Genomic DNA, 12,563 nt, shown 5'->3' with positions numbered 1-12,563 from the left:
TCGCGCGCCGTATTCTCGGCTGACCCCATGCTCTTTTGTAAGACCTTGTACTAATTAGGATGACCTAACTAGCAAGCGGTCTACCGCGCGACAAAGATGAAACTGTTGCGAGAGGAGTCCTGCGATGAGCATTGTGGACAGCTTCGGTTCAAAAGGCAAACTTAATGTAGCCGGTACCGAATACGAAATTTTCCGGTTGAACTCCGTTGAAGGTGCAGAAAACCTTCCGTTCAGCCTCAAGGTATTGCTTGAAAACCTGTTGAGGACCGAGGACGGCGCGAACATCACGGCCGATCACGTCCGAGCACTGGCCGGCTGGGATCCCAGCGCCGAGCCCGACACTGAAATCCAGTTCACGCCGGCGCGCGTGATCATGCAGGACTTCACTGGCGTGCCCTGCGTAGTGGACCTGGCCACCATGCGTGAGGCGGTCAAGGAGCTTGGCGGCGATCCGAAGAGGGTGAACCCGCTGGCACCTGCCGAGATGGTGATTGACCACTCAGTGCAGATCGACGTCTTCGGTAACTCCGGCGCACTGGAGCGCAACATGGAGATCGAATACCAGCGTAATGGTGAGCGCTACCAGTTCCTGCGCTGGGGCCAGACCGCGTTTGACGACTTCAAGGTTGTCCCGCCGGGAACCGGCATCGTGCACCAGGTCAACATCGAGTACCTGGCCCGCACCGTCATGACCCGCGAGGTTGATGGCGCACTGCGCGCCTACCCCGACACCTGCGTCGGCACCGACTCGCACACCACCATGGTCAACGGCCTCGGTGTGCTCGGCTGGGGCGTCGGCGGCATTGAAGCCGAGGCGGCCATGCTGGGCCAGCCCGTGTCGATGCTCATCCCGCGCGTCGTCGGTTTCAAGCTGACCGGCTCCATCCCGGCCGGCGCCACCGCCACGGACGTCGTGCTGACCATCACGGAACAGCTGCGCAAGCACGGTGTGGTGGGCAAGTTCGTGGAGTTCTACGGCGAAGGTGTGGCGGCAGTGCCGCTGGCCAACCGCGCCACGATCGGCAACATGAGCCCGGAGTTCGGCTCCACGGCCGCAATGTTCCCGATCGACGACGTCACGTTGGACTACCTGCGCCTCACCGGCCGCTCGGACGAGAACGTCGCCCTGGTTGAGTCCTACGCGAAGGAACAGGGCCTCTGGCACGATCCTTCCCGCGAGATCAAGTTCTCCGAGTACCTCGAGCTGGACCTGTCCACGGTTGTTCCCTCCATCTCCGGCCCGAAGCGTCCCCAGGACCGCATCGAGCTCACGGACGCGAAGGAGCAGTTCCGCAAGGACATCCACAACTACGTCAGCATCGAAGACGGCAGCGTGGACGAGTCCCTGGAAGAGTCCTTCCCGGCCTCCGATCCGCCCTCCTTCACCCACGCTGATTCCCACACCACGGAAACTGCACGCGTTGAGTCGGCCGCCAACGGCGCCGAAGGCCGTCCGTCCAGCCCCGTCCACGTGGTCACCGAAGATGGCCGCGAGTTCGAGCTGGACCACGGTGCCGTGTCGATCGCCTCGATCACGTCCTGCACCAACACGTCCAACCCGTCCGTGATGCTTGCGGCCGCACTGTTGGCACGCAACGCCGTCGACAAGGGCCTGGCCTCCAAGCCGTGGGTCAAGACCTCCGTAGCCCCTGGCTCTAAGGTTGTCACCGACTACTACGAGAAGTCCGGCCTGACCCCCTACTTGGAGAAGCTCGGCTTCTACATCGTGGGCTACGGCTGCGCCACCTGCATCGGTAACTCCGGCCCGCTGGACGCGGAAATCTCCGAGGCCATCCAGGCCAACGACCTTTCCGTCACCGCTGTGCTCTCGGGCAACCGCAACTTCGAAGGCCGCATCAACCCGGACGTGAAGATGAACTACTTGGCGTCCCCGCCGCTGGTCATCGCCTACGCCTTGGCCGGTTCCATGGACTTCGACTTCGACACCGACGCCCTGGGCCAGGACGAGGCCGGCAACGACGTCTTCCTGAAGGACATCTGGCCGAACCCGGTCGAGGTCCAGCAGGTCATCGATTCCTCGATTGACAAGGAAATGTTTGCCCGCGGCTACGAGGGCGTCTTCGACGGCGACGACCGCTGGAAAGCACTCGACACCCCGGCTGGCGACACTTTCGCCTGGGACGAGAAATCCACGTACGTCCGGAAGCCCCCGTACTTCGAGGGCATGAAGGCACAGCCGGAGCCCGTCACTGACATCTCCGGCGCCCGCGTGCTGCTCAAGCTCGGCGATTCGGTCACCACCGACCACATCTCCCCGGCTGGTTCGTTCAAGTCGGACACCCCTGCCGGCCAGTACCTGCTGGCCAACGGTGTGGAGCGCAAGGACTTCAACTCCTACGGCTCGCGCCGTGGCAACCACGAGGTCATGATCCGCGGCACGTTCGCCAACATCCGCATCAAGAACCAGCTGCTTGACGGCGTCGAGGGTGGCTTCACCCGCGACTTCAGCCAGGCAGACGGTCCGCAGGCGTACGTTTACGACGCAGCCCAGAACTACCAGGCAGCCGGCACCCCGCTGGTGGTCCTGGCGGGCAAGGAGTACGGCTCCGGCTCATCCCGTGACTGGGCCGCCAAGGGCACCGCCCTGCTGGGCGTCAAGGCCGTCGTCGCCGAGAGCTACGAGCGCATCCACCGCTCCAACCTGATCGGCATGGGCGTCCTTCCGCTGCAGTTCCCGGCAGGCGAGTCCGCTGCCACGCTCGGACTGACCGGTACGGAGACCTTCGCGGTTGAGGGCGTGACAGCCCTGAACGAAGGCACCACGCCGAAGACGCTCAAGGTGACCGCCACGGCTGAAGACGGCACCGCCAAGTCCTTCGATGCGGTTCTCCGCATCGATACCCCGGGCGAGGCCGACTACTACCGCAACGGCGGCATCCTGCAGTACGTGCTTCGGCAAATTAGCGGTTCTTGAGCTGATCGGCTCGGATACCAGAGCATCTGGTCGCTGACTCGCTGTCACCGGCGGTCACACTAGAGTCCCGCATAATCGCCCCGTCAGGCTTCGGCCTGGCGGGGCACTTGCTGTTGGTGAGCTCCTGTTGGCGTCCCCTCTGCTACGGGCGAAAGTGCCGACCACATCACGCAATTTCCACCTTGGGGGAGTGTGAGCACCGGGCGGTTCCTCAACTTCCAGGACGTTTCCCATAAATGCGGGTCGGCGCGTCTTAGGGGGCGAACCCGGGTGTTAACTGCCACCCAAAGCCGACGTACGTCTGGCCGCACCGCGAGTCGGCCCCCACCAAAAACGCCCTTGAAGGTCAGAGAGGTTTCTCTTTGGGGGAGCGCCGCTGCACGCTACCTTTGGTGCGGTGAAGCCGCCGCGTCGTCATCGAAATCAGGACGGCAATTTTCAGCCCGAACACGCAGGCAAGCTCAGCTTCAATATCGCCCTCTCCAACGGCACTCGTGCCTGAACCCGCTGCCGAATCTTGAACGTAGCATTCCAGCCTCTTCTTCCCCAGGGCGCAAGAAAGCCCACCGATGGGGGACCGGCGGGCTTTCAAGATCCGACAGTACCGGTGGGCGTTTCGGACATCGAATGGAGGATCTTCCATTTCAGAGTCTCGGGATGATGGAATACGGGCCCTGGGGCCAGTCCGCTGCCCTCCTTGTCACCTCGCCCGCCCGCAGCGCTCGACATCATTTGTGCGGTCCTGCGTTCCGGACGGATGAGACGACGTCGAGGATCGCTTGCGCCGTCGTGGAGGCGTCGTCTTCCTCAGCAATGAGCGATCCATGGGAGGCTCCGTCGATGGTGCGGTGCACGCTGTTTGTTGACAAGTTGGCAGCTCGTTTTGTGATGCCAGGTGTTTGCTGTCGCTGCCGATGCCCTGTCATGACGATCAGGGGCCTGTCGGTGAAGTCACGCAATGACGCAGCTTCCTCCATCGAAGTGTCCGCTTGGACATATTCGTCGACAGTGCTGCGCAGGTTGCCTGGGGTCGCGATGTTGGCGCGGACCTCGTCCCGGGACGCCGGCGGCAGGCTGAAGGCCTCGAACGGGGCGCAACGGGCGTGCGCGACAAGGGCCGAACTCACGGAGCCGAGCAGCAGGCCTCCAAATCCTCCCCGGCCACGCCGTCCTACGACGATCATGTCCGCGTCATGGCCGGCCTTAATCAGCGATTCCCGCGGATGGCCACGGATGAGCCGGGCGTGGACATTTTCAGGCAGCACCGCCCCAAAGCCTCCTGCAGCGCTGTTTGGGGGGTTTCTTCGGCGCGTTCCTCAAAATCACCGATACCCATCGCGGCATAGCCCTCGGCGATCCGGGGTTCCTCCCAGAATGCCGAGGCCAGTACTTTCGCGCGCAGGGGCTCCGCGAGACGCTGGGCAAGGCGCAGGGCTTCGATGGATGCTTCCGATCCGTCGACCCCGACGATTATCCTGCTGATGCTCGTACCTGCGTCCATGCCCTCATCCGCCTCCATGACTTCGTCCTGGAGGCCTCGGGTCGCTTCTCCTGCCAGCCTGGACCGGAACCAGCGCACTTATAAGGCCGTGTCACGGTGCGGGTCCGGACCGGAATGTCCGGGTTCGGCGAAGGGAGACGGTCAGTTGTCTCGCGTAGGCCGACCCCCGGACCTCGGACGCCAAGCGGGTGCGCGGAAATCACTCCGGCTGGCATGAAGGCCCCGTGGCTGCCAGAGGTGTGGCTCCGTGCGGCCATGCCTAGTCGGAGGAGGACTGCGCCGCTCAGCTGCGTCCACCACGTGAGCGGCGGCGTTGCCTGAAAGCGCCTGCCGGTGATCGTGTCCGGGGTAATCCGGATAAAGTGGTACCTCTGCCCGCCTGCCACGGGAAGAGGTAGAGGGCGGCTGAATCGAGGATTTCCTCTGTCCCGGTGACGGCCGCGGCTTTGCCCTTGACCACCACGCTCCAGGCCAGTCCAGAAACCGCGTCTACGCCGTCGGCCTCCAGGGCCACGGGAGTTTCCCCCAGGGCGCGCCAAGTTTGGTCCCCTCGTCTGTCGGGAACACCACGATGCCGTGGTCCAGCGTGTAATTGCGCGGGAAAATATCCGGGTGGTCATCATTTCAGACGGCCAGCCTGCCGACGGATACCTGCCGCAAGAGCTCCCAACACTGCCGGGACTCAAGGTGTTCCACCTGTGCCGGGGAACCGGAAGCAGCGGCCTCGTTCGTCATGGACCAGAGCCTGCGCCCGCACCCTCACCCGCGCCAGAGCGCTGCTGGGGTGCGCCCGTCGTAATGGGCAGGAGCTACTCGAAGGACGCGCGGCGCTGATCGTTGAGACGGCTGTTCCACACATCCGGAGCATTAACCTTGAACCGCCGGCCTGTCAGGGCGTCCGGCGACAGCCGCACGTAGTGGGATTTTGTTCCTGGTTCCCATGGTTCCAGGCCGAGGGCGTCCGCGGCGGATTGTTCCTCCGGGTTCTCGATCAAGGCCGTGCCGCCCCTTGCCACGACGCTCCATGCTTCCTCGGTCGTGGGCTCGTAGCCGTCGATCTCGAAGGCAGCGGGCTCCTCCCTCATGGATTCCCACAGCTTTGTCCCTGCGGCTGTGCGGAAGACGATGCTCCGGCGTTCCAGCACGAAGTTCACCGGAAAGATCTCGGGGTGGCCGTCCACGATAAGAGCGAGTCTTCCCACAATGGAAGATGCCAACAGCTCCCAGCACTCGTCGAAAGTGAGTTTGCGGTCCTTCGGTGCACCGTTCATGAACACAAATGCTACTGCCCGTGGACGCCTCTCTCCACGACTTGTCATGAAACATGCGTTCGTCATGCCACGACTTCGAGCGTCCGCCCTGGCGTTATGTTCCGCCAGCCCATAATCAGGCTGGCTGTGCGGGGTCTTCCACTTCATCGAACGCACACAGACCTATGAATCACTTGTGCCCGGGTCTACCGTCAACTCATGAGGATCTTAGGATTCCTTGTCACAGTCCTCTACGGAAATGCCTTGGTCATACAGAAGGCAGCCTGGCCCCTCCAGTACGCAAATCCATCAGCCCTGGCACCGCAGCCTTCGTCGGGTAAGCGTGCACAGGCGTGCAGGGCAGAAACGCAACGGCGGCCGGTCTCAACAGGGTTCACGTATCAGATCGGCTCCCGGAAGGTCCTAATCATGAGTCTCCTGCTTCCCCGCAGACTGGTTTCGCGCGTACTCGTCTCCCTCCTGTTTTTTGGGGCGGTGTCATCCTTCGGCGGGGCCGTTTTGGCCATCGTCTTCAACGGAGCGGGAGTGCCGCTGGACCAGCTGGCAGGTACCTGGTTCTCGTCCGTCCTGGTCCTGGGGCTCATCCTCGGCATCATCGTCGGCGGAACGCAGTTGGTCGCCGCCTTTGCGCTACTGAAGCGACATTGGGGGCTGCTGGCGGCCGCGGTTGCCGGCTTCGCAATGCTCATCTGGATCTTCACTGAACTTGCAGTCCTCGGATACTCCTGGCTGCAGAGCGTCTATTTCGGGCTGGGCATGTTGGAACTGATACTCGTTCTTGCTCTCCTTGGGATTGCCCCCGGAGTCGTTTCTCCCGCGCAGGGCAGCCCAGAAAGGTTGCCGGCCCCATGAAGCCAGCCACCGAATGAACCAACACCCCTGCCGTCCGGCAGGGGTAACTGGAACGGCGCACTAATTCAAGTTGCCGCCTTGGTACCCGGAGGAAAAATGGAACAGCTGATTCCCTGGCTTGTATTCTGCACGGCATTCCTTGCCCTGAGCCTGTGGAGGCCAGGGGCTGCCCGGATCTTCCTAGGACTCTTCTTTATCCTCATGGCCGTGGCTGTAAACCTTGTGCTGAGCTTTGTGGCACCGGAGCGGTTCCTGTCGCTCGGCACGGATGATCCGCTGGTGCCCTTCTACGTGTGGGCGTTCCAAAATGTCGTGGCCCTTGCCCCGCAAGCTGTCGGTGCGCTGGCAGCGGCAGGGGAGCTTGCCGTGGGCCTGCTCATTCTTAGCCAAGGACGGAGAGTCAAGACCGGCCTCGCCTTGGCAATCGCGTTCCTGGTGCTCATCACACCTGTGGGGACCTGGACCTTACCCAATCCTGTGATGGCAGCTGCCGCGGCCTGGCTGATGACCAAGAACTTCCCTCGAAGCCTGGCCCAAATGCTGCGTGCGAGGCGCCAACCTGCGAAGGCGGACGTACCAGAGGGCACCGCGTGAACCGGCACAGCATGGTTCTACCGCCGAACGGGTCTCCGCCGGTCCCCCTCGATGCACAGGCCGCATCCATCGAGCAACCCTGCGTGAGAGGGCTCATTCAGCCCCTACCGGAAAGGTCACCATGCTGACTCATACGAACTTTCACCGGGCCTTATGGGCTTTGATCGGACTCCTGAGGCTCACAGTTGCAGCGATAGGGCTGTGGCGACCAGCGATCTACGCCCGGATTGTCAGCGAGGAGCTCCTCCCCGGGGCATATTCTCAGGACCTGCTCTCCGTGGCCGCTGCGCTCTGCCTCCTGTACCTGGCCCTCACAGCCCACAGCGAGCGGCTGAAACGCCAGATCATAGCTCTGGGCCTTCTTGGATACCTGTTCTACGCCTATGGCATTTACGTCATCGAGCGCGCCTACAACGGCCTATACCTCGTCTACATGGCAATTTTCTCCCTGGCCCTCTGGGCAATGGTCCTTGCCGGAGCCCACCTTCGCCGCGACCTGCGCACACCGACCCTCCCAAAAACGATCCGACTGGTCTCGGCGTCCGGCGCCATGCTTCAGCCCCTCATTTTTTACCCGCTCTGGATTGGAATGCTCCTACCACTGATGCGCACCGGTGAGCAGATCGACTCCCTGTACTCGATCTTCATCCTGGACCTCTGCTTCGTCATGCCCGCGTTTCTGATCCTTTCCGTCCTCACGTACAGGTCTCATGGGACCGGAATACTTCTGCTGCCATCCATCTACGTTCTGGGCTTCACTCTCATCTTCTCCCTGGCGGTGGGCGAACTGGTCAAACCACTTTTTGCTTCCGCCTTGAGCCCGGCGGCCTTCTGGCCGGCACTCGCACTGTCCATGCTGTTCCTTGTCCTTGGAACACTGCATCTGACTAAACTGCGACTTGGCGAGAACCAGGACGGCGCCCCACCTTTCCCGTTGCACGGGCGGTCAGCCCGACGTCCCCACAGGAGCAATGGGCCCCGGGAATGATGGCGGCGTTGGAAGAACTGCAGCAGGATCTGGCCGAGGACGGCTGGGGGCAGATTTCTCGGGGTAAGGACCCGTGGTCGCTCGCGTATGAGCGGCTGAGCCCCGAGTCGTGACCCGGCGATGCCCGATGCGACATGAACCGCCATCCTTGGCTAACAGTCGCAGAAGACTGAAGTAGCTATGGCCGGAGGGGCGTGGTTACCCCCGGCACGGCTGTTCGTGACCCGCCACGCGCCGGAGCCGGCCAAACTACCCGTCCGGGCCTTCGACGTAGGGATGGCTGTCCAAACTGCGATTTCGGTGGCAACGCAGTCTGCGTCCTCAGCGAAGATCGGCCTTGGCTGTTCCTGCGGTGTTGGCAGCCGACTGGGCTTACAAGAAGCTAAGGTGGCCCGGAAAGACCGGATGGCCGGCCTCCCGTCCCGGGAATTCGCAGGACCAAAGCCTCTGCTGCTGCTGCCGCATGCCCGGGAGGATCGAGCCATGAATGCAAGGACGACGGTGACTGACGTTCACGTGGTGTGGCTGGAAGACGTGGGCATGGGTGACGTGTCGGCCGTCGGCGGCAAGAACGCATCACTGGGTGAGTTGATCCGCTCCCTGATAAGTTCAGGCATCCGTGTACCGGAGGGCTTTGCCACCACCGCCTCCGCGTACCGTGGGTTCGTCGCTGCCAACGGCATCGAACCGGGGATACGCGCCGCAATCGGTGATTACCGCGCGGGCCGGACAACCCTGCGGGAAGCCGGCGAAGCCGTCCGGGAACTCATCCTGGAAGGGGAGTTTCCGCCGGACATCGCCGCGGACATCAGGGAACATTACAGAGCATTGTCCATACGGACAGGGCAGGCCCGGGCCTCGGTGGCTGTGCGCAGCAGCGCAACGGCAGAGGACCTTCCGGACGCGAGTTTCGCCGGTCAGCAGGAAACCTTCCTTAACGTCGCCGGCGAGCGGGAGCTGATGGAGGCCTGTAGGCGTTGTTATGCCTCCCTGTTTACCGACCGGGCCATCAGCTACCGGGAAATCAAGGGGTTCGATCATCTGGACGTTGCCCTGTCTATCGGCGTGCAGAGGATGGTGCGTTCAGACCTTGGGGCATCCGGGGTGATGTTTTCCATCGACACAGAGTCAGGTTTTCCGCGGAGCGTCCTGATCAGCGCCGCGTGGGGACTGGGCGAAACGGTGGTCCAGGGCACAATCAACCCTGACAAGTACCAGGTATTCAAGCCGCTGCTGTCCACCACTGAATTTGCACCCATCATCGAGAAAACGGTCGGGTCGAAGGAGCGGAAGATGATCTACAGCCGCGGCGGGCACGCACGCACGCGGACAGTCGACACGACAGAACAGGAGAGGCGCTCCTTTGTACTCAACGATTCCGAGATTTTGACCCTCGCGCGCTGGGCTGTGGCCGTGGAGGACCACTACGGGTGTCCGATGGACATGGAGTGGGCCAGGGACGGGTCCACCGGGGAGCTCTTCATGGTCCAGGCCCGGCCGGAGACTGTCCAGGCACGGCGCAGCGGTTCCGTGTTCAGCGTCTATCACCTCCGCGAATCGGGCCGGCGGCTTGCCTCCGGTGCCGCAGTCGGTGAATCGATCGCCCACGGCGTTGCGTGTGTGGTGCGGGACACCCGGGACATCGACAACTTCCGGGATGGCGCCATCCTGGTAACCCGGATGACCGATCCTGACTGGGTTCCCATCATGCAACGCGCCGCCGGCATCGTCACCGACCACGGTGGCCCGACAAGCCATGCCGCGATTGTGAGCAGGGAACTGGGCGTGCCCGCCGTGGTGGGCACCGGCAACGCCACTTCTGTCCTTGAGGTGGGAACGTCCATCACGCTTTCCTGCGCCGGCGGTGAGGATGGGGAGGTTTACGAGGGCACTCTTGCTTTCGATGTCGAAGAGGTTGACCTCGGGGCGCTGCCTGAAACCCGGACGGCCGTCATGGTCAACATCGCGAGCCCTTCGGCCGCCTTCCAGTGGTGGCGCCTCCCTGCGGCCGGAGTGGGGTTGGCAAGGATGGAATTCATCATCAGCAACCTCATCCGGATCCATCCGATGGCGCTGGTCCACCCGGAACGCGTCAGGGACTCCGGCGAGGCTGAACGCATCAGGGAACTCACCTACGGCTACAGCGACCTGCAGGAATACTTCGTTGACGTTCTCGCCACGGGCATCGGGAAGATCGCGGCGCCCTACCACCCGCACCCCGTGATCGTCAGGCTCAGCGACTTCAAGAGCAATGAGTACGCCCACCTGATCGGAGGCGGCTCCTTCGAAGTTGCCGAAGAGAATCCCATGCTGGGCTTCCGCGGGGCTTCGCGTTACTACAACGAGCGTTACCGGGAAGGTTTCGCCTTGGAGTGCCGGGCGCTGAAACGGGTGCGCGAGCGGCTCGGATTCGCCAACGTCATAGTCATGATTCCGTTCTGCCGCACCCTCCACGAAGCAGACCTGGTGATCAAGGTGATGGCAGAAAACGGGCTAGTCCGCGGCGAGGAGAGTCTGCAGATCTACATGATGTGCGAGATCCCTTCCAACGTCATCCTCGCGGCCGAGTTCGCCCAGCGCTTCGACGGGTTCTCCATAGGGTCCAATGACCTGACACAGCTCGTCCTGGGGGTTGACCGCGACTCCGAACAACTGGCCGGGCTTTTCGACGAGAGGGACGAGGCGGTCACCTCGATGATCGCGCAAGTCATCGACAAGGCACACTCAGCCGGAATCAAGATCGGCATATGCGGCCAAGGCCCGAGCAATCATCCGGATTTCGCGGAGTTCTTGGTCAGGGAGGGCATCGATTCCATTTCGCTCAACCCGGACACTTACCTCAAGACGGTTCCGGTGATCGCCGCGGCCGAGAACCATGAACGATGAGAAAGCTTGGCGTCCCGACCAGTGGAGGAGACTTCCCGGACTGAATGCGGTGATCCCCCGCGCAGTGCTGTATGGCGTCATTTCCCACGGTATGACTTTGCCGGTTGCCGGGACGGGGGCGAGGAGGGCTTGATGGGGACGTGGTGCGTTGCCTCGGCAGGCCGTGCGCGGACTTGCCCGTCTTGGCAGGACCATCCTTGCTGCCGCGCGGACCGGCCCCGCTCAAGGAAGGACGGAGTCGAAGCGGTTGGTGCGAGTCACCGCCGTCTGGGCGTCGACTGCCTCGTTGCCACCGGGGCAGAGGCCACTGCCTTTGATTCCGCTGCAAGCGGCCGTTGGGGAACCCATGGTCTCGCTGTGCGGCACCGGCATCGTGAACGTCGGCGTCGAGGCTGCGCTGGGCTGGCTCAAGACCGTGCTGAGGACCGTTACCGGGAGGCAGCGGTCCCTGTTCGGCTGATCCCGAGAGGGGCCGTTCTTTCAGCCGCGGGTTATCTCGATCTTCCTCGTCGGGGGTTGCTGGGCTATCTCCGGTACCGGGGTCCGGACCTCCAGCACCCCGTCCTTATAGGAGGCGGTGATGTCGTCCGGTTGAACGCCGTCGGGCAGAGCGAGCCTACGCACGAAAGAACCGTAGCGGAACTCCGACCGGTAGCTGTTCTTGTCCTTCTGCTCGGACTTTTCCCGGCGCTCTGCCTTGATCTGCAGAGCGCCGTCAACGATGGATACGCTGACGTCCTTTTCCGGATCGATCCCTGGCAGTTCGGCACGGACTACCAGCGTGCTACCTTCCACCGATTCTTCAACACGGATCCCCGAGGCCACGGTGTCACCTTCGAAGAGTCTTTCAATCATCTCGACGGGGGTGCGCCGGGTGTCAAACCATTTCATCAAATCAGCCATGTCTTCCTCCTTGCTCAACTGACCATCGGGCCATGGGATGTGCCCGACTCCTTAAGGGTCGGGCAAAGGGCCGGGAGGACCCAGAGGCTTTGGTCCTGACCGCCTGGGAAATAGGAGGTTGCATGAGCGCTGGGACCGGAGGGCTAGGATCAGTTGCATGAGCAGCTCCCCTTCAGAGTCTCAAACGGAAGTCCTCGCCCCGGCTGACTGCTGGAAGTATCTTCGGTCCTCTTACATCGGGAGGTTGGCGGTGATCAGCGGCGCCGCCCCCGAAATCTTTCCCGTGAACTTCATGACGGTCGGAAGAACCCTGGTGTTCCGCACCGCACCGGGTACAAAACTCCGCGCCCTGCTCACCGGCGCCGCCGTCGCGTTTGAGGCAGACGGGATGAACGCCTACTCCACCGAAGTGTGGAGCGTTGTGGTCAAGGGAGTGCCAGGAGCGTTTGACGGGGATCCGGCGGTCCTCCAGGAAGCCGGTCCTGACCGCGAACCCTGGCAGACCGGGCTCAAGGAGCATCTGGTGCAGATCGACCCCACGGAGGTCTCCGGGCGGAGGTTTGCGGTATCGCCGCGTACGCGATGGTGGCCGCCGCAGGATCTTTCGGCCGACTGGATCTAGGGCCGCGCCAC

The 12,563-nt window shown here is 62.8% G+C and carries 11 protein-coding genes and 1 pseudogene; 7 read left to right on the top strand and 5 right to left on the bottom strand.

Annotated elements, in window-relative coordinates:
- Positions 1–124 precede the first annotated feature (124 nt).
- A complete protein-coding gene (acnA, locus tag AC1D14_RS05300) occupies positions 125–2,935 on the top strand; it encodes an aconitate hydratase AcnA (RefSeq protein ID WP_230116743.1) in 2,811 nt (936 codons plus the stop codon).
- A gap of 728 nt (positions 2,936–3,663) precedes the next feature.
- On the opposite strand, the gene AC1D14_RS05295 is transcribed toward acnA, so the two are convergent.
- The 4 genes and pseudogenes from AC1D14_RS05295 to AC1D14_RS05280 form a co-directional block, all read right to left on the bottom strand.
- Positions 3,664–4,200, bottom strand: coding sequence for a universal stress protein (locus AC1D14_RS05295; RefSeq protein WP_476968172.1), 537 nt, complete (start codon positions 4,198–4,200; stop codon positions 3,664–3,666).
- Complete coding sequence (locus AC1D14_RS05290) at positions 4,143–4,454, bottom strand: universal stress protein (RefSeq protein WP_476968171.1); 312 nt, start codon at positions 4,452–4,454, stop codon at positions 4,143–4,145. Before AC1D14_RS05290 ends, AC1D14_RS05295 begins: the two co-directional genes overlap by 58 nt.
- A gap of 254 nt (positions 4,455–4,708) precedes the next feature.
- Positions 4,709–5,171: pseudogene (locus AC1D14_RS05285) on the bottom strand (pyridoxamine 5'-phosphate oxidase family protein); the annotation flags it as partial.
- A gap of 74 nt (positions 5,172–5,245) precedes the next feature.
- The gene (locus tag AC1D14_RS05280; protein ID WP_230116742.1) at positions 5,246–5,707 is read right to left on the bottom strand and encodes a pyridoxamine 5'-phosphate oxidase family protein; all 462 of its coding nucleotides are present in this window, start codon (positions 5,705–5,707) and stop codon (positions 5,246–5,248) included.
- Positions 5,708–6,115: 408 nt separating this feature from the next.
- On the opposite strand from AC1D14_RS05280, the gene AC1D14_RS05275 reads away from it, so the two are divergent.
- The 5 genes from AC1D14_RS05275 to AC1D14_RS05255 all read left to right on the top strand — a co-directional run bounded on the left by AC1D14_RS05275 (position 6,116) and on the right by AC1D14_RS05255 (position 11,487).
- Positions 6,116–6,559: a hypothetical protein gene (locus AC1D14_RS05275; protein WP_476968170.1), complete on the top strand. Its 444-nt coding sequence runs from the start codon at positions 6,116–6,118 to the stop codon at positions 6,557–6,559.
- Positions 6,560–6,655: 96 nt separating this feature from the next.
- Positions 6,656–7,153: a hypothetical protein gene (locus AC1D14_RS05270; RefSeq protein WP_476968169.1), complete on the top strand. Its 498-nt coding sequence runs from the start codon at positions 6,656–6,658 to the stop codon at positions 7,151–7,153.
- A 121-nt stretch (positions 7,154–7,274) separates the two neighbouring features.
- On the top strand, positions 7,275–8,141 hold the full coding sequence (locus AC1D14_RS05265; RefSeq protein ID WP_476968168.1) for a hypothetical protein: 867 nt from the start codon (positions 7,275–7,277) through the stop codon (positions 8,139–8,141).
- A gap of 483 nt (positions 8,142–8,624) precedes the next feature.
- Positions 8,625–11,027, top strand: coding sequence for a phosphoenolpyruvate synthase (ppsA, locus tag AC1D14_RS05260; RefSeq protein ID WP_476968167.1), 2,403 nt, complete (start codon positions 8,625–8,627; stop codon positions 11,025–11,027).
- Between the two features lie 313 nt (positions 11,028–11,340).
- The gene (locus AC1D14_RS05255; protein WP_476968166.1) at positions 11,341–11,487 is read left to right on the top strand and encodes a hypothetical protein; all 147 of its coding nucleotides are present in this window, start codon (positions 11,341–11,343) and stop codon (positions 11,485–11,487) included.
- 20 nt (positions 11,488–11,507) lie between these two features.
- Here the strand turns inward: AC1D14_RS05255 and AC1D14_RS05250 are convergent, their stop codons facing one another.
- Positions 11,508–11,930, bottom strand: a complete 423-nt coding sequence (locus tag AC1D14_RS05250) for an Hsp20/alpha crystallin family protein (RefSeq protein WP_230116737.1) — start codon at positions 11,928–11,930, stop codon at positions 11,508–11,510.
- A 157-nt stretch (positions 11,931–12,087) separates the two neighbouring features.
- On the opposite strand from AC1D14_RS05250, the gene AC1D14_RS05245 reads away from it, so the two are divergent.
- Positions 12,088–12,552, top strand: a complete 465-nt coding sequence (locus AC1D14_RS05245) for a pyridoxamine 5'-phosphate oxidase family protein (RefSeq protein WP_476968165.1) — start codon at positions 12,088–12,090, stop codon at positions 12,550–12,552.
- Positions 12,553–12,563: the final 11 nt, after the last annotated feature.

This window comes from Arthrobacter sp. P1_B11, from assembly GCF_056406715.1.
The sequence above is the reverse complement of the archived record's forward strand: the minus strand, read 5'-3'. Positions and strand labels throughout refer to the sequence as shown.